The sequence below is a fragment of the Pseudooceanicola nitratireducens genome (assembly GCF_900109195.1).
Classification (GTDB): domain Bacteria; phylum Pseudomonadota; class Alphaproteobacteria; order Rhodobacterales; family Rhodobacteraceae; genus Pseudooceanicola; species Pseudooceanicola nitratireducens.
In genome coordinates this window covers 838,905-860,445 of the sequence record NZ_FNZG01000002.1, presented here as the reverse complement: position 1 = coordinate 860,445, position 21,541 = coordinate 838,905, and the positions used below count along the sequence as shown (strand labels likewise).

The 21,541-nt window shown below is 66.5% G+C and carries 20 protein-coding genes; 12 read left to right on the top strand and 8 right to left on the bottom strand.

Annotation, left to right across the window (positions count from 1 at the left end; all coding sequences use genetic code 11):
• Window positions 1-66 precede the first annotated feature (66 nt).
• The 4 genes from BMX99_RS10010 to BMX99_RS09995 all read left to right on the top strand — a co-directional run bounded on the left by BMX99_RS10010 (window position 67) and on the right by BMX99_RS09995 (window position 4,257).
• Window positions 67-1,248, top strand: a complete 1,182-nt coding sequence (locus BMX99_RS10010) for a LysR family transcriptional regulator (protein ID WP_093450753.1) — start codon at window positions 67-69, stop codon at window positions 1,246-1,248.
• A gap of 167 nt (window positions 1,249-1,415) precedes the next feature.
• Window positions 1,416-1,922, top strand: coding sequence for a TRAP transporter small permease (locus BMX99_RS10005; RefSeq protein ID WP_093450749.1), 507 nt, complete (start codon window positions 1,416-1,418; stop codon window positions 1,920-1,922).
• Complete coding sequence (locus tag BMX99_RS10000) at window positions 1,922-3,226, top strand: TRAP transporter large permease (RefSeq protein ID WP_093450746.1); 1,305 nt, start codon at window positions 1,922-1,924, stop codon at window positions 3,224-3,226. The genes BMX99_RS10005 and BMX99_RS10000 overlap by 1 nt, the downstream gene beginning before the upstream one ends.
• Window positions 3,227-3,276: 50 nt before the next feature.
• Window positions 3,277-4,257, top strand: a complete 981-nt coding sequence (locus tag BMX99_RS09995) for a TRAP transporter substrate-binding protein (RefSeq protein WP_093450743.1) — start codon at window positions 3,277-3,279, stop codon at window positions 4,255-4,257.
• 60 nt (window positions 4,258-4,317) lie between these two features.
• On the opposite strand, the gene BMX99_RS09990 is transcribed toward BMX99_RS09995, so the two are convergent.
• Window positions 4,318-5,193 carry a helix-turn-helix domain-containing protein gene (locus BMX99_RS09990; protein ID WP_139199481.1) on the bottom strand — a complete coding sequence of 292 codons (876 nt, stop codon included), beginning with the start codon at window positions 5,191-5,193 and terminating at the stop codon, window positions 4,318-4,320.
• 184 nt (window positions 5,194-5,377) lie between these two features.
• On the opposite strand from BMX99_RS09990, the gene BMX99_RS09985 reads away from it, so the two are divergent.
• From BMX99_RS09985 to BMX99_RS09960, 6 genes are all read left to right on the top strand, one after another.
• Window positions 5,378-6,595, top strand: coding sequence for an amino acid ABC transporter substrate-binding protein (locus BMX99_RS09985; RefSeq protein WP_093450738.1), 1,218 nt, complete (start codon window positions 5,378-5,380; stop codon window positions 6,593-6,595).
• Between the two features lie 94 nt (window positions 6,596-6,689).
• Complete coding sequence (locus tag BMX99_RS09980; protein WP_093450735.1) at window positions 6,690-7,559, top strand: branched-chain amino acid ABC transporter permease; 870 nt, start codon at window positions 6,690-6,692, stop codon at window positions 7,557-7,559.
• Window positions 7,556-8,482: a branched-chain amino acid ABC transporter permease gene (locus tag BMX99_RS09975; RefSeq protein ID WP_093450733.1), complete on the top strand. Its 927-nt coding sequence runs from the start codon at window positions 7,556-7,558 to the stop codon at window positions 8,480-8,482. The genes BMX99_RS09980 and BMX99_RS09975 overlap by 4 nt, the downstream gene beginning before the upstream one ends.
• Window positions 8,479-9,207 carry an ABC transporter ATP-binding protein gene (locus BMX99_RS09970; RefSeq protein WP_093450731.1) on the top strand — a complete coding sequence of 243 codons (729 nt, stop codon included), beginning with the start codon at window positions 8,479-8,481 and terminating at the stop codon, window positions 9,205-9,207. The genes BMX99_RS09975 and BMX99_RS09970 overlap by 4 nt, the downstream gene beginning before the upstream one ends.
• A complete protein-coding gene (locus BMX99_RS09965; protein WP_093450729.1) occupies window positions 9,200-9,922 on the top strand; it encodes an ABC transporter ATP-binding protein in 723 nt (240 codons plus the stop codon). The genes BMX99_RS09970 and BMX99_RS09965 overlap by 8 nt, the downstream gene beginning before the upstream one ends.
• 11 nt (window positions 9,923-9,933) lie before the next feature.
• Window positions 9,934-11,382, top strand: a complete 1,449-nt coding sequence (locus tag BMX99_RS09960; protein WP_093450727.1) for an aldehyde dehydrogenase — start codon at window positions 9,934-9,936, stop codon at window positions 11,380-11,382.
• A 147-nt stretch (window positions 11,383-11,529) separates the two neighbouring features.
• On the opposite strand, the gene adh is transcribed toward BMX99_RS09960, so the two are convergent.
• Both adh and BMX99_RS09950 read right to left on the bottom strand, forming a co-directional pair.
• Complete coding sequence (gene adh, locus BMX99_RS09955; protein WP_093450723.1) at window positions 11,530-13,050, bottom strand: aldehyde dehydrogenase; 1,521 nt, start codon at window positions 13,048-13,050, stop codon at window positions 11,530-11,532.
• 123 nt (window positions 13,051-13,173) lie between these two features.
• Window positions 13,174-14,190 carry a GAF domain-containing protein gene (locus BMX99_RS09950; protein WP_093450720.1) on the bottom strand — a complete coding sequence of 339 codons (1,017 nt, stop codon included), beginning with the start codon at window positions 14,188-14,190 and terminating at the stop codon, window positions 13,174-13,176.
• A 428-nt stretch (window positions 14,191-14,618) separates the two neighbouring features.
• On the opposite strand from BMX99_RS09950, the gene BMX99_RS09945 reads away from it, so the two are divergent.
• Together BMX99_RS09945 and BMX99_RS09940 are read left to right on the top strand one after the other, a co-directional pair.
• Window positions 14,619-16,241, top strand: a complete 1,623-nt coding sequence (locus BMX99_RS09945) for a long-chain fatty acid--CoA ligase (protein WP_093450716.1) — start codon at window positions 14,619-14,621, stop codon at window positions 16,239-16,241.
• Window positions 16,242-16,451: 210 nt separating this feature from the next.
• Window positions 16,452-17,126: a TetR/AcrR family transcriptional regulator gene (locus BMX99_RS09940; protein WP_170848699.1), complete on the top strand. Its 675-nt coding sequence runs from the start codon at window positions 16,452-16,454 to the stop codon at window positions 17,124-17,126.
• A 9-nt stretch (window positions 17,127-17,135) separates the two neighbouring features.
• Here BMX99_RS09940 and BMX99_RS09935 read toward each other — a convergent pair whose 3' ends face one another.
• The 5 genes from BMX99_RS09935 to BMX99_RS09915 form a co-directional block, all read right to left on the bottom strand.
• Window positions 17,136-17,780: a DsbA family oxidoreductase gene (locus BMX99_RS09935; RefSeq protein WP_093450712.1), complete on the bottom strand. Its 645-nt coding sequence runs from the start codon at window positions 17,778-17,780 to the stop codon at window positions 17,136-17,138.
• Window positions 17,781-17,886: 106 nt separating this feature from the next.
• A complete protein-coding gene (locus BMX99_RS09930; RefSeq protein ID WP_093450710.1) occupies window positions 17,887-18,867 on the bottom strand; it encodes a zinc-binding dehydrogenase in 981 nt (326 codons plus the stop codon).
• Window positions 18,864-19,502: a TetR/AcrR family transcriptional regulator gene (locus BMX99_RS09925; RefSeq protein WP_093451322.1), complete on the bottom strand. Its 639-nt coding sequence runs from the start codon at window positions 19,500-19,502 to the stop codon at window positions 18,864-18,866. The genes BMX99_RS09930 and BMX99_RS09925 overlap by 4 nt, the downstream gene beginning before the upstream one ends.
• 122 nt (window positions 19,503-19,624) lie before the next feature.
• Complete coding sequence (locus tag BMX99_RS09920; RefSeq protein WP_093450707.1) at window positions 19,625-20,935, bottom strand: TRAP transporter large permease; 1,311 nt, start codon at window positions 20,933-20,935, stop codon at window positions 19,625-19,627.
• On the bottom strand, window positions 20,928-21,479 hold the full coding sequence (locus BMX99_RS09915) for a TRAP transporter small permease (RefSeq protein WP_093450704.1): 552 nt from the start codon (window positions 21,477-21,479) through the stop codon (window positions 20,928-20,930). The genes BMX99_RS09920 and BMX99_RS09915 overlap by 8 nt, the downstream gene beginning before the upstream one ends.
• Between the last annotated feature and the right edge of the window lie 62 nt (window positions 21,480-21,541).

The following is a 21,541-nucleotide window of genomic DNA, read 5'->3' as shown; positions in this document are numbered from 1 at the left end:
CATTTCAGCCCTGAAAACAAGACACGTGACGCCTGTGACAGCATTCCCATTCAAAGCCCTGCGCCCATGATCGCCCTGTCCCGCAACCTGCGGCACTTCCGGCTGCTGCTGGCCGTGGCCGACACCGGATCGCTGACCCAATCCGCCGCGCTGGCGAACGTGTCGCAGCCGGCGGTGACCCAGGCCGTCACCAAGCTTGAGAAAGAGGCCGGAGGCCCGCTTTTCGACCGCACCCGCCAAGGGTTCTTCCCCACCCCGAGGGGAGAGGCGATGTCCGCCCGTCTGCGCCGCGCCTTCGACCGGCTGGACCCGGCCCTGACCGACATCGCCCCCCGGCTGAAACTGACTGCGACCTGGGCGCAGCTTCAGGCGCTGGTGGCCGTGCACGAGACCGAGAATTTCACCCTGGCAGCCCGCCGCCTTGGCCTGGCCCAGCCGACCGTACACCGCGCGATTTCCCATCTTGAGAAAGAGGCCGGCCGCCCCCTGTTCGACCGCACCGCCTTTGGGCTGGTGCCGACGCGGGCGACCTCGGCCCTGACCCAGGCGGTGATGCTGGCCTTTACCGAAATCGACCAGGCCGAATCCGACCTGGCCGACCTGGACGGAGGAGAGGCCGGCCGGGTCGTCGTCGGCGCGCTGCCGCTGTCGCGCTCGGTCCTCCTTCCGCGCGCCCTGGCCCGGTTCCGCGACCAGCGCCCCAACCATCCGGTGCGGGTGATCGACGGGGCCTATGACGAACTTCTGGGTGATCTGCGGCGGGGCAAGATCGACATGATCATCGGTGCCCTGCGCAGCCCGCCCCCGATCGGCGACATCCGGCAGGAACCGCTGTTCGACGACCGCCTGTCGATCATCGCCGGGCCGGGCCATCCGCTGCTGGACCGCAAAGGCCTGACCGCCGAAGATCTGCGCAGCTGGAAATGGGTGGTGCCCCGGATCGGTGCCCCCAGCCGCGCGCATTTCGATGCCTTCTTTGCCGAAACCGGCCTGCCCGACAGCATCGTCGAGGCGGGATCGATCCTTCTGATGCGTGAACTGCTGACCCAAAGCGACCACCTGGGCTGTATCTCGTCGGCGCAGGCGCAGGCCGAACTGGCCCATGGGCTGCTGCATGAAATTGATGTGACCACCCGCTGGCCGCGCCGTCCCATCGGCCTGACCTACCGTGGAAACTGGTTTCCCACAAAGGCGCAGGCGCTGCTTCTGGATCTGCTGCGCCAGGGGGCGCAGGACATCACCCTATAGCATCAGCTTATTTCGCGACCTCGGCTTTGAATTGGTCAGCTCCGGCCCCGACCCGCTAGGCATGTCCCGCTGGCGGCTGCGACGCAAGGCGCGCCGCACAAGGGGGGCACAAGGGGGAAGAGGACGCCAATGACATTGTATTCCGACCAAGCCGGGACAACGGCGTGATGCGCCGCGCCCTGGACTTTTCCGAGGGCCTGCAGCGGCAGCTGAACCGCGCCGCCCTGGCCCTGACCGTCGTCGGCACCCTGTGCCTGATCGCCATACTGCTGGTCGTCACGGCGGGCATCGTCATGCGATACCTGTTCAACACCCCGCTGCTGGGCGTGAACGAAATCGTGCAGCTGACCGCCGTGGGTCTGGTCATGTCCGCCCTGCCCTATTGCACCGCCAAGGGCGATCATGTCGCCGTCGATGTCTTTGACAGCATGCTGGGCAGATGGGGCCGGTTCCTTGGCGATATCCTGTCGCGCGTGATCTCGGCCCTGGTGTTGGGCCTGCTGTGCCGCCGCGCCGCGCTGAAGGCGCTGGACGCGCTGGAATGGGGCGATGCGACGAACATGCTGAAAATGCCGATCTGGCCCTTCTACGCCATCCTGTCGGTTGGCGCGGGCCTGTGTGCGCTGGTCTTTGCCGTCCAGCTTCTGGTGCTGATCCTGCGGGGGGCCGACTGATGACACCGATTGCCGCCGGATTGATCGGCATTGCCATCCTCTTTGTCCTGCTGATCCTGCGCACGCCCGTGGCCTTTGCCATGCTCAGCGTCGGGTTCTTCGGCTACTGGGCGCTGGAAGGGGCCCGCAGTGCCGGAGGCGTGCTGCTGACCGAAAGCTATTCGGCGGTTGCCAACTACAACCTGATCGTGGTGCCGATGTTCGTGCTGCTGGGCAATATCGCCTCGGCCGCCGGGTTTTCACGCGGGCTTTATGATGCGGCCTTCGCCTGGGTCGGGGCGTTCCGGGGCGGGCTGGCCTCGGCCTCGGTGCTGGGCTGCGCGGTCTTTGCCGCCGTCTCGGGGTCCTCGGTCGCGACGGCCGTCACCCTGGGCAAGGTCGCCCTGCCCGAGATGAAGCGCCTGGGCTATGCGCCTTCGCTGGCCACCGGGTCGATCGCGGCGGGCGGCACGCTTGGCTTCCTGATCCCGCCGTCGACCGGGTTCGTCCTTTACGCCATCCTGACCGAGGAAAGCATCGGCAGGCTCTTCATGGCGGGCATCCTGCCGGGGCTTCTGCTGACCGTGCTCTTCATGGGCGCAATCTGGCTGGTATCGCTGCGCGACCCTGCTGCCGGCCCGCGCGGCGCACATGTGCCCCTGCCGCAGAAGCTGCGCACCCTGGGCGAGGCCGGGCCGCTTCTGGCCGTCATCGCGATTTCCATCGGCGGCATCTACCTGGGCGTCTTCACCCCGGTCGAGGCCTCGGGCATCGGCGCGGCCCTGACCATCCTGCTGGCGCTGGTCCGCCGCCGCCTGTCCTGGGACGGTTTCAAAGAGGCCGCGCTCAGCACGCTGTCGACCTCGGCCATGCTGTACACCATCGTGATCGGGGCCAATGTCCTGAACCCCTTCTTCGCCATCACCCGCATCCCCGCCACCCTGGGCGAAGGGCTGGGGGCGCTTGGGCTTGGGGCCTATGGCACGCTGCTGGTCATCATCCTGGCCTACGTCGTGCTGGGCATGTTCATGGACGGGCTGTCGATGCTGGTGATCACGGTGCCGGTGGTCTACCCGGTGATCATCGCCCTGGGCTTCGATCCGATCTGGTTCGGCGTCATCGCCGTCATTGTCATCGAGATGGGGATGATCACCCCGCCCGTGGGCCTGAACGTCTTCGTCGTGCGCGGCGTGGCGGGGGATGTGCCCCTGACCACCGTCTTCCGCGGCGTCTTTCCCTTCCTTGCCGCGATGATCCTGGCGCTTTTGCTGATCATCGCCTTCCCGGGCATCGCCCTGTTCCTGCCCGACACCATGTTCGGCTAGGCCGCACCGCGGCCCGGCCCACACGACATCCCAAAGAGGAGGACCCCAGGATGTTCATCAAGACCCTCACCGCCGCCGCGCTGGTTCTGGCCGCGCCCATGGCCATGGCAGACGACCTGAAGCTGGCCGATTTCCAGCCGCCCACCCATTTCGTGGTCGATCAGGTCTATGCCCCCTTTGCCGCCACCCTGGCCGAAAAAACCGGCGGGGCCGTGACCGTCACGACCTATATGGGCGGCGAACTGGGCCCGGGCCCGGTGGAACAATACAACCGCACCGTCGAGGGCGTGACCGACATCGCCTTTGGCCTGCCCGGCTATACGGCCGCGAACTTCCCCACCACGCTGCTGACCGAACTGCCCGGCGTGATCGACCCGGCGACCGGCACCCAGGCGGTGCAGGACAACATCGACATCCTGGCGAATGAATACCGCCGCGTCGCGCTGGTCGGCCTGTGGAACAACGCGCCCAACCTTCTGTTCACCTCGGAAAAGCCGATCCGCAGCCTCGAGGATCTGTCCGGCCTGAAGATCCGCGTGCCCTCGCGCAATGCCGGCCTGGTGGTCGAGGCCTGGGGGGCCACCCCCGTCTCGATGCCCGCGCCTGAAATCTACAACGCCATGCAGACCGGCGTGATCGACGGCGCGATGATCGACGCCACCACCCTGAAGGCCTTCAAGCTGGCCGAGGTCACCAACCACATCACCATGGGCATGGACACCACCGTTTCGTCCTTCTTCATGATCATGAACCGTGACAGCTTTGGTGATCTGACGGACGACCAGCAGCAGATCGTGCTGGAGGCCGGTAAGGAGGCCTCCATCGCCGCCAACAAGGCCTGGATGAGCGTGGCCGAAAGCGCCCTGGCCGATTTCCAGGCCACCGACGGCAAAGAGGTCATCACCCTAAGCGCAGATGAGGCCGCGAAGTTCAACGCAGCCTCCGCCCCCGTGGTCGAGAAGGTCATCGCCGAGGCCGACGCTGCCGGCCTGCCCGCCAGCGACTACGTCAAGGCGCTGAAGGGCGAATAAGCCCGGCCAAGATGGTCTGCACCGGCCCCTCGCATCGCTGCGGGGGGCCTTTTTCGTGCCTCAGGGCCAGGCGGCAAAGCTTTGCGGTTCGCTGGCTTCCCTGCGGCGATAGGATTTGCGGAAGGCGGCCGGGTTCTGCCCCGTCTCGCGCTTGAAGAAGCGGGTGAAATAGGCCGGATCGACGAACCCGAGGCGAAAGGCCACCTGGCTGACCGGGCTGCCGGTATTGGCCAAAAGCTCCATCGCGTCGCGCAGAAGCAACCGGTGCAGATAGGCGCGCGGCGACAGCCCCGTCGCCCGCTTGACGGCCGAGCCAAGGCGGTCGCGGCTGACCTTCAGCTCGCGCGCGTAATCCTCGACCGGCAGGTGATCGCGGGCGCGCTGTGCGGCCAGCAGGATGAACCGTTCCGACAGCCCCTGCGGCGCGCCCCCCAGGTGCACCAGGTCCTTCCGCGCCCGCCGCCACAGCTGCAACAGGATCAGCGACAGGTAATGCGCGGTGGCGATCTCGGCCCCGGGATCTCCGCCCTGGCGTTCCGTGGAGAAACCGTCCAGCAGGTCGGGGATATTGCCAAAGCTTTCGACCGCCAGGTCCAGGTCCTGCGTCAGGGTGCGCTGCATCTGTTCACCGATCGGCGTGGTCGGAAGCGCCTGCATCAGCGCCGCCTCGGGCACGGTCAGAAGACTGCCGCGCGTGCCCGCCCCAACCACCAGTTCGCGCGGCGCGGACCCGACCCACCACAGCAGCCTGGGCCCGTCGTGATCGGGCATCCGGGCCCCGTCCTTCAGCGCCAGATGCACTCGTCCATATTCCAGCACCAGCAGATGCGCCGCACCCTTGGGCAAGCCATAGGCCACCCGCGACAGCGGGCTACGGATCCGCTGAAGACCGGGGGTCGGACGGCGCGGCGGGGCGGGACGATAGGGCACAGGCATGATGCCCGCAGACTTGCGCCCAGCCCACCAAAAATCAAGCACAAGTGCAATTATTGGCCCCGCAAGTGCATTTATTGCCCTGCCGGACCGGGACTATCCTGTGTCTCAGCCAAGTCGGACCCGCCCTGCGGGGACCGCCTTAGGCGCATCTGGCCGGCCAAAACCGGCTGAAAGGGAGGAAACCATGACTGGAATTTCGCGGCGCGCAGCCCTGCGCGCGCTTTCGTTTGGCGTGACGTCCACGCTGGCCCTGACCGCGGGCATGGCCCTGGCCGAGGGCGACACCGTCAAGATCGGCTATGCCGTCGCCCGCACGGGTCCAAGCGCCACCGGCGCAGGCATCACCACGATCCCCAACTACGAACTCTGGGTCGACAGCGTGAACAAGGCCGGCGGCCTGACCCTGCCCGACGGCAGCAAGAAGATGATCGAGGTGGTGGAATACGACAACCGGTCGGCCAACCAGGACCTGGTGCGCGCCATCGAACGGCTTGCATCCCAGGACAAGGTCGACCTGATCCTGCCGCCCTGGGGCACCGGCGCCAACCTGGCGATCGCGCCCCTGATGGCCAAGTTCGGCTATCCCCAGCTGGCCGTGACCGCCGTGACCGACAAGGCACCCGAATTCGCCGCCCGTTGGGACCGCAGCTTCTGGATGCTGGGCGGCGGGCATGATTATGCCAAGGGCCTGGTCGACGTGCTGGCTGCCGCCCGCGACGCCGGCACGATCAACGGCAAAGTCGCCGTCGTCTCGGTCGCGGACGGCTTTGGCATCGACCTGATCAACGGCGCGCGCCCCGCCTTCGAAGAGGCCGGGTTCGAACTGGTCTATGACAAGACTTACCCCCTTGGCACCTCGGATTTCGCCGCCCTCATGAGCGAGGCACAGGGATCCGGCGCGGACAGTTTCGTCGCCTTCTCCTACCCGCCGGGCAGCTTCGGCATGACCAAGACGGCGCAGTCCATGGGCTATAACCCCAAGGTCTTCTACATCTCGGTCGGCGGTGCCTTTCCGATCTATCCCGGCGTGGCCGACGGCAAGGCCGAGGGCGTGATGGCCATCGGCGGCGTCAATGCCGACAGCCCCGCGATCCAGGATTATTTTGCCCGCCACACCGAATTCACCGGCAAGGCCCCGGACAGCTGGGCCTCGGCCATCACCTATGCCTCGCTCGAGATGCTGGAACAGGCGGTGGAACGGGTCGGCCTTGACCACGCGGCCCTGGCCGCTGAACTGTCGGGCGGGACCTTCGAGACGGTGATCGGCGAGGTCAAGCTGGAGGACAACCAGCTGCGCGACCTGTGGTGGGTCGGCCAGTGGCAGGGCGGGGCCTTCCGCGCCGTGAACCCCGGCGACAAGGACGGGGCAAGCGCGCCCGTGATCCCCAAGCCCGAGTGGTAAGCCACCGTTTCCGCAAAGAAACGACCCAAGATGAAACGGCCCGCGTCAAAGGGATGCGCCAAACGGTGCGGGCCGCCCTTCCCAAGGACACTCCATGTTGATGACGACCCTCATCCTCGGGCTCGTACTGGGTGGCACCTATGCGCTTTTGGCGCTTGGGCTGACGCTGCAATACGGGATCGCACGGATCATGAACCTCGCCTATGGCGAGCTGACACTCGCCGCCGCCTTCCTGGTCGTGGCCTTCTTCCAGGGCGCGGGCCTGTCGCCGCTGCTGTCGCTGCCGGCGATCGCGCTGGCGGGCTATGGCGCGGGCTGGCTGTTGTACCAGGTGATGATGCGCCCGCTGGTGGCCCGATCCGGCGGCAGCGGACGGCTTGAGGTCGACAGCATCCTCGCCACCTTCGGCTTGCTGTTCCTGATCCAGGGCGTGCTGCTGGTCAGCTTCGGGGCCGATTTCACCTCGATCTCCTATCTCGACCGGGGCGTGTCGGTCCTTGGCGTGTCGGTCGCGCTGAACCGGCTGATCGCCTTCGGGATCTGCATCCTTGCCGGCACCGCGCTGGTCACCGCCCTGCGCACCACCAGCTGGGGCTTGCGGATGCGCGCCGTCGCCCTGACGCCCGGATCCGCCCCGCTGGTCGGCATCGACGTCAACCGCGTGGCGCGCCAGGGCTTCGCCCTCGGCTCGGCCCTGGCGGCCATCGGCGGGGCCTCGGTGTCGATGTACCAGACGTTTTCCGCCACCGACGGCGTGGTCTTCACCATGAAGGCACTGGTGATCGTCATCATGGGCGGCGTCGGCAATGTGCCCGGCGCGCTGGCCGCGGGCTTTGCCCTGGGCCTGCTGGAGACCTTCGTCGCCACCGCCATCGACCCCGGCCTGACCCTGGCCGCGACCTTTGCCATCTTCCTGGCCGTCCTGCTGTGGCGACCCCAGGGCCTGTTCGGAGCACGCTCATGATCCGGATCCTGCTTCCCCTGATCGGGCTGGCACTGCTGACCGTGCTGCCCAACTATATCTCGGACTATGGGTTGGGCCTGCTGATCGGGGCTGCGACCTATGTCACCCTCGCATCGGCCTGGGCGCTGTTTTCGGGGCAGACGCACTATATCTCGCTGGCCACAGTCGCCTTCTATGGCACCGGGGCCTACACCGTCGCCGTCCTGAACGAGGCCCTGCCCTATCCCGCCGTGCTGGCCTGTGCCGCGCTGATCGGCGGGGCCATGGCGCTGGTGGTCGGCCTGTCGACCCTGCGGCTTCAGGGCGTCTATTTCGTCATCTTCAGCTTCGGCCTGGCCGAGCTGACCCGCCAGCTGATCACCTGGTACGAGGTCAACGTGACCGGCACCCTGGGCCGCTATATCTTCCTGGATATCACCACGCGGCAGATTTACTGGCAGATGCTGGCGCTTGGGGCGGCGACCCTCGCGCTGACTGCCTGGATCAACCGGTCCCGCCTGGGTCTGGCTTTGCGGGTGATCGGTGACGATGAAACCGTGGCCGCGCATTCCGGCATCAACCTGGCAAGGACCAAGCTGATCGCCTTCGTGCTGTCGGCGATGATCCTGACGCTGGCCGGGGCGATCACCTCTCCTCGCTATGTCTACGTGGAACCGGCGATCGTCTTCAATCCGACCGTCAGCTTCCTGACCGTGATCATGGCGCTGCTGGGCGGGGCGAACAGGCTGTGGGGCCCGGCCCTGGGTGCCGTGCCGCTGTTCCTGGCCTTTGAATACCTGTCGTCGAACTTCCCCGACACCTACCCGATCTTCCTGGGCCTTCTGTTCATCGGGGTCGTCTTTCTGGTGCCGAACGGCCTTCTGGCCAAGCTTGAAACCCTGACCGCCCGCAAGGCCCCGCAGACCAAGGAGGCACGGACATGAGTTTCCTGTCGATCAAAGGGGCCGTGAAGCAGTTCGGCGGGCTGAGGGCCGTGGATGGCGTGTCCTTTACCCTGAAGAAGGGCGAGATCGTCGGCCTTCTGGGGCCGAACGGATCGGGCAAGACGACGCTGATCAACCTGGTCTCGGGGGCCCTGCCCGCCACCGCCGGAGAGATCCGGTTGAACGGCCAGCGCCTGACCGGGCTGCGCCGCGACCGCATCGCCCGTGCCGGGGTCGCCCGGACCTTTCAGCTGGTGCGCATCCTGCCGTCGCTGTCGCTGATCGAGAACGTCAAGATCACCGCCGTCTTCGGCCACAACGCCCACTGGGGCCGCGCCGCCGAACGGGTCGCCCGCGAGGCGCTGGAGATGGTCGGCCTGTCCGACCGGGCCGAGGCCCAGGCCGGCGATCTGACCTATATCGACCAGAAGCGCCTGGAACTGGCCCGCGCCCTGGCCGCCGAACCCGAGATCCTGTTGCTGGACGAATGGCTGGCCGGCCTCAACCCGACCGAACTGTCCGAGGGCATCGACCTGATCCGCAAGCTGCATCAAGGCGGGCTGACGATCCTCATGGTCGAACACATCATCGACGCGGTGCGGGCGCTGTGCCCGCGGGTCGTGGTGATGAACTCGGGCCAGCTGATCGCGGACGAGGCGACCGATGCGGCCCTGTCCGACCCCTCCGTCATCACCGCCTACCTGGGAGGAGAGGTCGATGCTTGAGATCCGTGACGTGACCATCACCTATGGCAAGCATGTCGCGCTGGACCGCGCCAGCCTGACCGCAACACAGGGCCGCATGGTCGCCATCCTCGGGGCCAATGGGGCGGGCAAATCCTCGCTCCTTGGGGCAGTTGGCGGGCGGATCCGCCCGGCCTCGGGCGATATCCTCTATCGCGGGAAATCGCTGCTGCGCCTGCCTTCGCATCGCCTGGTCGAGGAAGGCATCGCCCTGGTCCCCGAGGGGCGCGGGATCTTCCCCGCCATGACCGTGGCCGACAACCTGGCGCTTGGCGCCCTGCCCGCCCGCGCGGGCCAGGGGGCCGCCGCCCGGATGGACGAGGTCCTGACCCTGTTTCCCAAGCTGGCGCAACGCAGGGGCCAGATCGCCGGCACCATGTCGGGCGGCGAACAGCAGATGGTGGCCATCGGCCGCGCGCTGATGTCGAACCCCGACCTGCTGCTTCTGGACGAACCCTCGCTTGGACTGGCCCCCATCGTGGTGAAAGAGGTCTTCGCCGCCCTCGCCCGCATCCGCGCCACCGGCCTGACGATCCTGATCGTCGAACAGAACGCCCGCGCCACGCTGGAACTGGCGGATGACGCCTACCTGATGGAGGTCGGGCGCATCACCAAGTCCGGCCCCGCCGCCGACATCAAATCCGACCCCGCCGTGATCCGCGCCTTCCTGGGCGGATCCCTGGCCGAAACTCGCTGACAGGAGAGCCCATGACCAAGCTCAATCTCTATATCAACGGCGCTTACGTGGCTGCCGAGGGCGACCGGACCTTCACCCGCGCCAACCCGATCAGCGGTGAGGTCGTGACCGAAGCCGCCGCCGCATCGCTGAACGACGTGGCCCGCGCGGTGGATGCCGCCGCCGGCGCCTTTGCCACCTGGTCCGCCACCTCGCCCGGGGAACGCCGCAAGAAGCTGCTGGCGGCGTCCGAGAACCTGATCGCCCGGTCGGATGACATCGTGCAGGCGATGAAGGACGAAATCGGCGCGACCGAGGCCTGGGCGCGCTTCAACTGCATGCTGGCCGCCGACATGCTGGTCGAGGCCGCATCGCTGACCACCCAGATCAAGGGCGACGTGATCCCCTCGAACCGGCCCGGATCCACCGCCATGGCGATCCGTCAGCCCGCGGGCGTGGTGCTGGCCATGGCCCCCTGGAACGCGCCGGTGATCCTGGGCGTGCGCGCCATCGCCACGCCGCTGGCCTGCGGCAATACCGTGGTCATGAAGACGTCCGAGCTTTGCCCCCGCGTCCATGCCCTGATCGTCGAGGCCGTGGCCGAGGCGGGCTTCCCCGAAGGCGTCATCAACGCCGTTTCCAACGACCCCGAGGAGGCGCCGCAGGTCGTCGCCGCGCTGATCGAACATCCGGCGATCCGGCGGGTGAATTTCACCGGCTCGACCCGGGTCGGCCGGATCATCAGCGAACTCTGCGGCCGGCACTTGAAGCCTGCCCTTCTGGAACTGGGCGGCAAGGCCCCGATGATCGTGCTTGAGGATGCCGATATCGACGCCGCCGTCGCCGCCGCCGGTTTCGGAGCCTACATGAACCAGGGCCAGATCTGCATGTCGACCGAACGGATCATCACCGTGGGCGCGGCAGGCGATGCCTTTGTCCAGGCCTTCGCCGAAAAGGTCGCCAGCCTGCGCGCCGGCGATCCCCGCCAGGGCGACACCCCGCTTGGATCGCTGGTCAACATGGCTGCGGCGGAACGGATCACCGACCTGATCGCCGACGCCACCGACAAGGGCGCGACCCTGATTGCGGGCGGCGGAGAAGCCACGATGCTGAACGCCGCCGCGCTGGACCATGTCACCCCCGAGATGCGGATCTATTCCGAGGAAAGCTTTGGACCTGTCGTCGCCATCATCCGCGCCGGATCCGTGGACGAGGCCGTGCGCATCGCCAATGAAAGCGACTTTGGCCTGTCGGCGGCGGTCTTCGGCCGTGACACCATGGCCGCGCTGTCGGTGGCCAAGCGGATCGAAAGCGGCATCTGCCACGTCAACGGCCCCACGGTCCATGACGAGGCGCAGATGCCCTTTGGCGGCGTCAAGGCCTCGGGCTATGGGCGGTTCGGCGGCATCTGGGGCATCGACGAGTTCACCGAACTGCGCTGGATCACCCTGCAGGACGGACCGCTGCACTACCCGATCTGACCCTGTGGCGCGGGCCGATCCGGTGATCCGCGCCTGGATCGGCACGTCGCTTAACAGCCGCGCACAGTAAAAGACCGGCCGCCCCAGGGGGCAGCCGGTCCCATGCCTGACAGGGAGAAACGTCAGGCCAAGGCCGAGAGAGGAGCCTTAGAAGAAACCCAGCTTGTTGGGGTTGTAGGACACCAGCATGTTCTTGGTCTGCTGGTAGTGGTCCAGCATCATCTTGTGCGTTTCACGCCCGATGCCCGACTGCTTGTATCCGCCAAAGGCCGCATGGGCCGGATAGGCGTGATAGTTGTTCACCCAGACGCGGCCGGCCTCGATCTCGCGGCCGAAGCGGTAGGCACGGGTGCCGTCGCGGGTCCAGACACCGGCGCCCAGGCCGTACATGGTGTCATTGGCGATCGCCAGCGCCTCGGCTTCGTCCTTGAAGGTGGTCACCGACACGACCGGGCCGAAGATTTCCTCCTGGAAGACGCGCATCTTGTTGTGGCCCTTCAGGATGGTCGGCTGGATGTAATAGCCGCCGGCGATGTCGCCGTTGAACCGCGCCTCTGCGCCGCCTGCCAGGACCTCGGCCCCTTCCTCGACACCGATGGTGAGGTAGGATTTGATCTTCTCCTGCTGTTCCTTCGATGCCTGCGCGCCGACCATGGTGTTCATGTCGCGGGGATCGCCCTGCACGATGGCTTCAACCCGCGCGATGCAGCGCTTGATGAATTCCTCGTAGATGTCTTCCTGGATCAGCGCGCGGCTCGGGCAGGTGCAGACCTCGCCCTGGTTGAAGGCGAACAGGACAAAGCCTTCGACCGCCTTGTCGAGGAAAGCGTCATCCTCGGCCATGACATCGCTGAAGAAGATGTTGGGGGACTTGCCGCCCAGCTCCAGCGTGACCGGGATCAGGTTCTTGGTCGCGGCCTTCATCACGATGCGCCCCGTCTCGGTCGAGCCGGTAAAGGCGATCTTGGCGATGCGCGGGCTTTCCGCCAGCGGGCCACCGACCTCGGGGCCCATGCCGTTGACGATGTTGAGCACACCGGCAGGCAGCAGGTCGGCGATGCATTCCATCAGCACCATGATCGCCGCCGGGGTCTGTTCCGCGGGCTTCAGCACGATGCAGTTGCCGGCCGCCAGCGCGGGGGCCAGTTTCCAGGCCGCCATCAGGACCGAGAAGTTCCAGGGAATGATCTGGCCGACAACGCCAAGCGGTTCGTGGAAGTGGTAGGCCACGGTGTCGTGGTCGATTTCCGACATGTTGCCTTCCTGCGCGCGCAGGACACCGGCGAAGTAGCGGAAGTGGTCGACCGCCAGCGGGATGTCGGCGTTCACGGTTTCGCGGATCGGCTTGCCGTTGTCCCAGGTCTCGGCGGTGGCGATCAGATCCAGGTTCTCTTCGATCCGGTCGGCGATCTTCAGCAGGATGTTGCTGCGCTCGGTCGCGCTGGTGCGGCCCCAGGCTTCCTTGGCGGCATGGGCGGCGTCCAGCGCAAGCTCCACGTCCTCGGCGGTCGAGCGGGCCACTTCACAGACCTTCGCGCCGGTGATCGGGGTGATGTTGTCGAAATACTGGTCCTTCACCGGGGCGACGAAGGTGCCGCCGATGAAGTTGTCATAGCGGTCCTTGAAGGGCGACGTGTATTCGGCCGCTACTTGGGTCATCTCGTTCATGGTAGTCCTCCTGTGTTCCCCCGGTCCTCCACCGGCGTTCCCAGAAGGCTGCCCCCGAATCCCTGTCCTGTCAGCGGGGGGCGGGGCGGGCATGTGCCCCACCTGTCTCAGCGCTGAGACAGGTCAGACCATCTTTCCGTTCAGACCCAGGCGCCCCATGCGACGGTACAGCGTTGCGCGTCCGATGTTCAGGCTGCGCGCGGCCTGCGACACGTTCCCGCCCGACCGCGACAGCGCCCGGACCACCGCCGCGCGTTCCGCCTTTTCAAAGCTGGACAGGCCGCTGTCACCCGTGCCTTCCCCCTCGCCGCTGCGCAACAGGTCCGAGGCCGGGCGCGGATCCACCGGCCCGCTGGCCGCCAGTCGGAAGGCCCGCCGCGCCCCGCGCGTGGCCCCGCGCACGATGTCGTCGCCATCCACCGCCAGCAGCATGGCACTGTCCTGCGCCCCCGTGCCGCCCCCCAGCCCGACCTGCGGCGCGGCGTCTACGACGATGATCCGCGCCTCGGGGAAAGTGGCGCGGAAGGTATCCGCCTCGATCTGGCGGGCGGTCTGGGCCACCATGGCGGCGATCAGCTGATTGAAGGCCTCGGTCTGGTCCGCCCGGGCCGAGGACACGTCGAGCGCGCCGATCAGATCGCCTTCGGGCCCGAAGATCGGCGCATCCATGCAGCTCATTGCGGTGTTGCGGGCGTGGAAGTGATCGCCACGATGGATGATGACCTGCCGCCCCTCGGCGATGCAGGTGCCGATGCCGTTGGTGCCCTCCGAGGCCTCGGACCAGTCGGCACCGGGGGCCAGCCCCCAGCTGTCGAAAGCCTCGCGGTCGCCGGCCGAGGCCCGCAGATCCAGCACCACCCCCCGGTCATCGGTCAGAAGCACGCCACAGCCGGAACTGCCGACCATCTGGAACAGGGCGTCGATCTTGGGCGTGGCGATGCGCAACATGCCCTCGGACCGTTCCAGCCGTTCGTCCAGCACCGCCTGGGTGACCCGCCGCACGCCGCTGCGCTGGCCCGGGTCCAGCCCATGGTGATCCAGCGACCGCCGCCACGAGGCCGCCAGCCGCGACCGCGCCGCCGCGCCCGGATCGCTCGCCCGGGCCAGAACCTGGTCGATGTGCTGCGCCATGCTTGTCATGATGTGCCCTCCTCCGGCCGTTCGCATCTTGGCCCGCCGCAAAGAGGATGGGCCCGGGCTGGCATTGGTCCGGCTCGCCCCTTGGCGCATGTTAGGACAGCCCCCCGAGCCCTGCAAATGCGACCAAAGTCAGAGGCCCGCGCAAGCGCCCGGCGAAATGCCGCCACGTCACGGCACCCCACCCCGGGCATTTTCTGGACAATCGTTCAGAAATTCCGTCCAACTGCCCCCGCCGGGATGAGGAGATCCCGCCAGGGAGGACGCATGACACCCCACAGAACCCGCCACGACCGATCCGTCGCCCGGCCTCTCTGCCCCGTCATGCCCAGCCCGACATATGCCAATTCCGCGCGGACCCGGTTGCGCCAGCGCCAAGCCCTGAGCGACCGCAGTCAAGCGTCTGAAGACATGAACCAAGGAGGACTGCCATGTCCGGTACGATGATGTGGAACGCCCTGACCACGGGCTCTTTGATTGCCCATGCCGAGAAATACCACGCCGGGACGGAAATCGTTTCGGTCGAGACCGACGGCACCCGCGCCCGCACCACCTGGGGCCAGGTCGGGGCCAATGCCCGCCGCCTCAAGTCCGCCATGGACAAGCTGGGGATTTCCGAAGGCGCGCGCTGTGCCACCATCGCCTGGAACAACACCCGCCACCTGGAACTGTACTTCGGCATCGGCAGCGGCGGTCGCGTGACCCACACGATCAACCCCCGCCTGACGCCGGAACAGATGATCTATATCATCAACCACGCCGCGGACGAGATCCTGTTCCTCGACCGGACCTTCCTGCCCGTCGCCGCCAAGCTGGGCGCGCATCTGAAGACGGTGAAGCATTTTGTCCTGATGGGCCCGCGCGACGAAGAGGCCGCCGCCCAGGTCGAAGACCTGCTGTTCTATGACGAGCTTCTGGAAACCGGCGACGCTGACACGCAATGGCCCGATGTCGACGAAAACGCCCCCGCCGCGCTGTGCTATACCTCGGGGACCACGGGCAATCCCAAGGGTGTGCAATACACGCACCGGTCCCTGGTGCTGCATTCCATCGGCGGCAACCAGCCCGACGGGCTGAACATCTCGGCCCGCGACGCGGTGATGCCGGTGGTGCCGATGTTCCACGTCAACGCCTGGGGCGTGCCCTATATCGCCGCCGCCACCGGGTCCAAGCTGGTGATGCCGGGGCCGAACCTTGATGGCGAAAGCCTGGCGCGCCTGATCGACGCCGAACAGGTGACCCTGTCGCTTGGCGTGCCGACGATCTGGATGGGCCTTCTGGCGGGGCTTGAGAAGACCGGCATCAAGCCCACGTCGATGAAGCGTACGGTGGTTGGCGGATCGGCCCTGCCGCCCTCGATGATCCGCGAATTCCGCGACAAATATGGGGTAGAGCTGATCCACGCTTGGGGCATGACCGAAACCTCTCCGCTTGGCACGCTGAACCAGCTGCTGGAAAAGCACCGCGAGCTGGACGCCGACGCCCAGGCCCGCCTGCGCGAAGGCCAGGGCCGTCCGCCCTGGGGTGTCGACCTGCGCATCGTCGACGAGGCCGGGCAGGAACTGCCCCGCGACGGCGAAACCCAGGGGGAACTGCAGATCCGCGGCCACTGGATCGTCGACAGCTATTTCGGCCAGGACGCCAGCGCCCTGACCGAGGATGGCTGGTTCGACACCGGCGACGTCGCCACGCTGGATGCGGACGGCTACATGGTGATCCGCGACCGGTCGAAGGACATCATCAAGTCCGGCGGCGAATGGATTTCCACGGTCGAACTGGAAAACATCGCCATCGCCCACCCCAAGATCGCCAATGCCGCCGCCATCGCCGCACGTCATCCCAAGTGGGACGAACGCCCCGTGGTCATCGCCGTGCCTGCCCCCGGTGCCACCCCGACCGAGGATGAGATCCGCGCCTCCTATGACGGCAAGGTCGCCAGCTGGCAGGTGCCGGACCGCGTCATCTTTGTCGAGGATCTGCCCCTCGGGGCCACCGGCAAGGTTCTGAAGAACAAGCTGCGCGAGGCCTATGGCGAGATCCTGATCGACGCCTGACGGGGGCCTGACCGGGGCCTGATCGGAACCGAACCCTGGCCGGGCGGTCAACGACTGCCCGCCACGGCCAAAGGGCACCAGGGCATCTGCCCCGCCCCCCCTTTGCCGGGGCCCGTGATGCCACCCAGGCTATGGCGGCCGGTCAGCAGCCGGAAAGACAACCTCAAATACGGCCCAACACATTGGCCCCCAACCTCCGGAGCGTTCAGGGTGACGAAGACCGCGCCGACATCCCCAAGCCCCGGCCACGCCGCGCCCCGGCTGGACAAGCTGAACCGCCTGGAACGTCAGGCCGAGGCGAAATCCGCCAAGCGCGCCCGCCGCAAGGACGAGCTGGCCGACCATGCCGTCGCCGCGCTGAAACAGCTGGGCTATGCCCGCACCAGCCTGCGCGACATCGCCGAAATGTCGGGCGTCGCAGTCGGCACGCTGCATTACTATTTCGAGGATAAGGTCGACCTGATCACCTATTGCGTCCAGCGCTACAAGATTGGCTTTCTCGAAGAGATGGAGGCGATCCTGGCCTCGGACGCCAGCGCGCCCGAGCTGAGCCAGCGTTTTGCCCAAGGCCTGGCGCAATCGATCCGCCAGGATGCCGCGACACATCGGCTTTGGTACGACATTCGCAACCAGGCGGGCTTTGATCCCGCCTTTCTTCCGGTGGTAGGTGAGATCGAAACGGCCCTCTCCGGGCTGATCCGCAAACTGGTGCTGCGTATGGGGGGCAGCGAGGACAAGACCGATCTGGTCTATCTGATGCTGGATGCCACCTTCCGGACCGCCGTTCAGGGCGTTCTGGCAGGCGACGCGCGGGCGCTGGACCAGTTCGAGGCGCGGGCGCAAAATCTGTTGCCCCGGCTGTTACAGCCTGGGACAACAGGTTAGGCCGGGGCCCTACGCGGCTTCAGCCGCCAGATGCTGCAGGATGCGGGCGTAATTCTCGGTGCCCTGGGCACCGGTCACCAGATGCTGGCGCAGGAAGACCATGGCGGGCACGCCGGTGATCCCCTGCTGGGTCCAGAAACGCTGTTTCCCGCGCACCTGATCCGCCTGGGATCCGCTATCCAGCGCTTGGCGCGCCTGATCCGCGTCCAGCCCGATGCCTTCCGCCACATCGACCAGCACATCCAGGTCATCGACGTTGCGCCCTTGGGCGAAATAGGCCGTCAGAAGCGCCAGCTTCATATCATGCGCCCGGCCCTGTCCTTCGGCCCAGTCGATCAGCTGATGCGCGCGGAAGGTGTTCCACATGCGCTGATCCTCGGCAAAGGCAAAGTCGAACCCGATCTCCTTGCCGATCGCGGTGATACGGTCGCGCGCGGCGGCGGAATCCGCGGCCGACGACCCGTACTTGCGTTTGACATGGTCGCGCAGGTTCTCGCCCTCGGGGCCCATGTCGGGGTTCAGCTCGAACGGGTGCCAGTGCACCTCGATCGCGATGCCGGTCTGGTCCGAGGCCTGCTTCAGCTGAGAGTAGCCGATGGCACACCACGGGCAGACCACGTCCGATACGATATCCACGCGGATCGGGTCAGTCATGTCCTGGTCCTTTCTTCCTTGGCCCGGGCCTGCCCCTTTGCGGGCGGCCCGGCCTGTCACAGATGGGGATCAGGCGGGGATTTTGCACCCCCGCCCGCAGCCGCCATTACGGTTTCAGCATCACCTTGCCCGCGCGTCCGGGCGTCAGCGCGGCGGTCATCGCGCCCTTCAGATCGTCCAGCCCATAGGCCCCGCCGGTGTCCAGCACCATCTGCCCCGAGGCCGCCAGCTGCACCAGTTCGGTGATCAGCTTGAGCCGCAGCGCCGGATCCATGTCGGCACTGACCTGAGAGCCCCAGAACCCCTTCACCGTGACCTGCTTCATGATCAGCGCGCCCGAATTCAGCGGCATCGGCGCACCGGTCGCCGTGCCAAAGACCACCAGCTCTCCGTTCACCGACAGAAGATCCACCAGCGCGGCCGAAATCTCGCCCCCCACGGAATCGATGGCCGAGGCGACGCGGCCAGAACCGATGATGTCGTGCGCGGCCTTGGTCCAGTCCGCATCGGCGGTCGACAAGACATTCTCGATCCCCGCCGCGCGCAGGTCCTCGGCCGCGTCGTCGCGACGGACCAGGTTCAGAAGGTTGATGCCGCGCGCCTTGGCCAGGATCACCATGATGCGCCCGACGGCCCCGTTGGCCGCGGTCTGCACGATCCAGTCGCCTTCCTTCGCCTGCAGCATCTCAAGCAGCGAAATCGCCGAGAAGGGCATGGCGATCAGCTGCGCCCCCATCTCGTCCGAGATCTGCGGCGGCAGCGGCAGAACGCCCCCGGCCGGGGCAATGAAGTGGTCGGCCCAGGTGCCATGCACCCCGGCGATGGCAATACGCTGACCGATCAGCGTGCCATCGACGCCCTCGCCCACGGCTTCGATCACACCGGCGGCCTCGGATCCGCCGATGGCCCCGGGCAGCGGCGGCTTGTAGCCGTAATTGCCGCGAATGGTCCAAAGATCGTGGTTGTGGATCGGCGACAGCAGGGTGCGCACCAGGACCTCTCCGGCGGCGGGCTTCGGGGTCTCGACCTCGCGGGTTTCCAGAACGTCGACGGGTTCGCCAAAGATGTCGTGTACGGCGGCTTTCATTGGGATTTCCTTTCCGGGCCGCGTGCCATCACGCGGCGTTTGATTTCGTCCAGCGCCCGTTCAAGCGGGTGCTGCGAATGGGACAGTTTCGACAGGATCGCCGCGCCCAGAAGCTGGGCATAGATGACCCCGGCAAGGTCTGGCGCGGGGGCATCAAGTACCAGCGATCCATCTTTCGCGCCGATCTTCAGCATCTGCGCGATCCGGGCGGTCAGCTGGCTGACGCCGTCGTCCAGAACGGCGCGCATCGGTTCGGACAGGTCGGCGACCTCAGCCCCCAGCTTGACCACAAGGCAGGTGCTGACCAGCCCTTCGCTGCGATCCTGGTCAAGCCAGGCCTGGCAGAAGGCCATCAGCAGATCCGCCCCCCGATCCCCGCCCTGCCCACCCCGGGCCAGAAGCGTGTCGATGCGGGCCAGGTACTCCTCGACATAGTCGGTGAGGATCGCCTCTCCGTAGGCCTCTTTCGAGGCGAAGTAGTGATAGAAGGACCCCTTGGGCACCCCCGCCTCTTTCAGAAGCTGGGACAGCCCCATGGCCCCGAACCCGTCGCGCGCCACCAGACGGCGGCCGGTCGACAGGATCGTCTGGCGGGTGATTTCGGACTTGCTGGGCGTGGCGGTCGTCTGTGTCATGACCCGCATCTAGGTGCGAATAGACCGGTCGTCTAGTATCGTCCCGATTTATGTTTCGCCTTCCGTGGCGGCAAGGAAATCCCCGCGCCGGTCGTGCGGACCGGCGCGGGAAAATGCAGGTCTTAGCCCCCCACAAGACGCGGCAGGAACAGCACCACATCCGGAAAGGCGATCAGGATCGCCACGATGATCAGGTCTACGACCACGAACCAGAAGACACCGCGGAACACCGTCGTCAGCGTCGTCAGGTTGCCGATCACGCCCTTGATGACAAAGACATTCATCCCCATGGGCGGGGTGATCATCCCGATCTCAAGCAGCTTGACCAGAACCACGCCGAACCACAGCAGGCTCATCCCGCTTTCGTCCACCAGCGGCAGAACAATCGGCAGGGTCAGCAACATGGCACCGACAGGCTCCAGCATCATGCCAAGAACCAGATAAACCATCACGATGCCGACCATGATCAGAAGCGGCGACATCCCGAAGGACAGGATGGCCGAGGACAGCGCATCCCCGATCCCCGACAAGGCCAGGAACCGCGTCAGCAGGCTGGCCCCGACGGCAATGATCAGAAGCCCGGCGGTGGTCGCGATCGTCTCGGTCACGGCGGCGCGCAGGGCGCTGAAGGTCAGCGTCCGGTTCAGCGCCGCCACGAACAGCGACAGCACCGCACCGATGGCCCCTGCCTCGGTCGGGGTGAAGGCCCCGCCAAAGAGACCGGCAAAGACGCCGATGACGATCAGAAGGATCGGCCATGTCTCGCCCAGGGCCCGGAATTTCTCTTGCCTCGTGACGCGCCGTTCGACGGCCGGGGCCAGGTCGGGGTTCAGCTTCACCCGCACCACGATCAGCGCCACATAGGCGATCAGGGTCATCACCCCGACGACAAGCCCGCCCAGGAACAGCTGGCTGACGGATTCCCGTGCGATGATCCCGTAAAGGATCATCAGGATCGACGGCGGGATCAGCGCCCCGATGGTGCCCGCAGCCGCGACTGTGCCGGTCGCCAGCTCGGGCGAGTAGCGGTTGCGCACCATTTCCGGCACGGCGATCTTGCCCATGGCAGCCGAACAGGCGACCGAGGATCCGGTCACAGCGGCAAAGCCCGCGCTGCCGAAAACCGACGCAATGGCAAGCCCGCCGGGCAGCCCCGACAGCCAGACCTGTGCCGCGTTGAACAGCCCGGTCGTCAGCCGCGTGTGATAGGCGACAAAGCCCATCAGCAGAAAGGCCGGGATTGAGCTGAGAACCCAGCTGCTGGCAAAGTTGTAGGGCACGATGCCCAGCGATCCCCAGGCGATGTTCCAGCCGAACATGGCCCAGAGCCCGCCAAAGGACACAGCGATCAGCGACACGCCGATCGGAATGCGGATGAGGATCAGGAAGAACAGGACCGCAATGAAGACGCCTGCGGTTTGAAGGTCAGTCATCGGCGGGATCTTTCGTCAGATAGGGATCGTCAATGCGCGGGGGCTTCAGCCCGGAGGGGCGGCCAAGCAGCATGGCAAGCGCCTTCCACGCGGCCACGACCGACATCAGGCCAAAGCCCACGGGCAGGAAGAAATAGGTGGGCCAGGTGATGACCTTGCCGCCGGCCTCGATCGAATAGGCACCGGTGGCGAATTTCGCCATCGCCTCCTCTCCGGTGCGCAGCGCGACCAGCGCGGTCACGCCAGCGGTCAGCACTGCGGCAACGAAGGCCAGGAAGCCCTGCACCTTCTGCGGGAAGCTGGCGGTCAGCAGCTCGACCCCGATGTGCATGTCGTTCTGTTCCACCTTGGCCAGGGGCAGAAAGGCGATCGCGACCATGTAGAAGGCCGAAACGTAAAGAATGGTCGCATCCAGCGGCGCGTTGAAGACATAACGCATGACCACGTCCAGGGCGACGTGGAAGACCAGCAGGATGACAAGGATCCCCGCAACGCCAGAGGCAGCCGCGGAAAAGACGGATATGACCCTTCCGATGAGGTTCATGGGATAGCTTTCTTCAGCGGGGACAGGCGCAAAGGCCGGGTTGGCGGGACAGGTCCGGAACC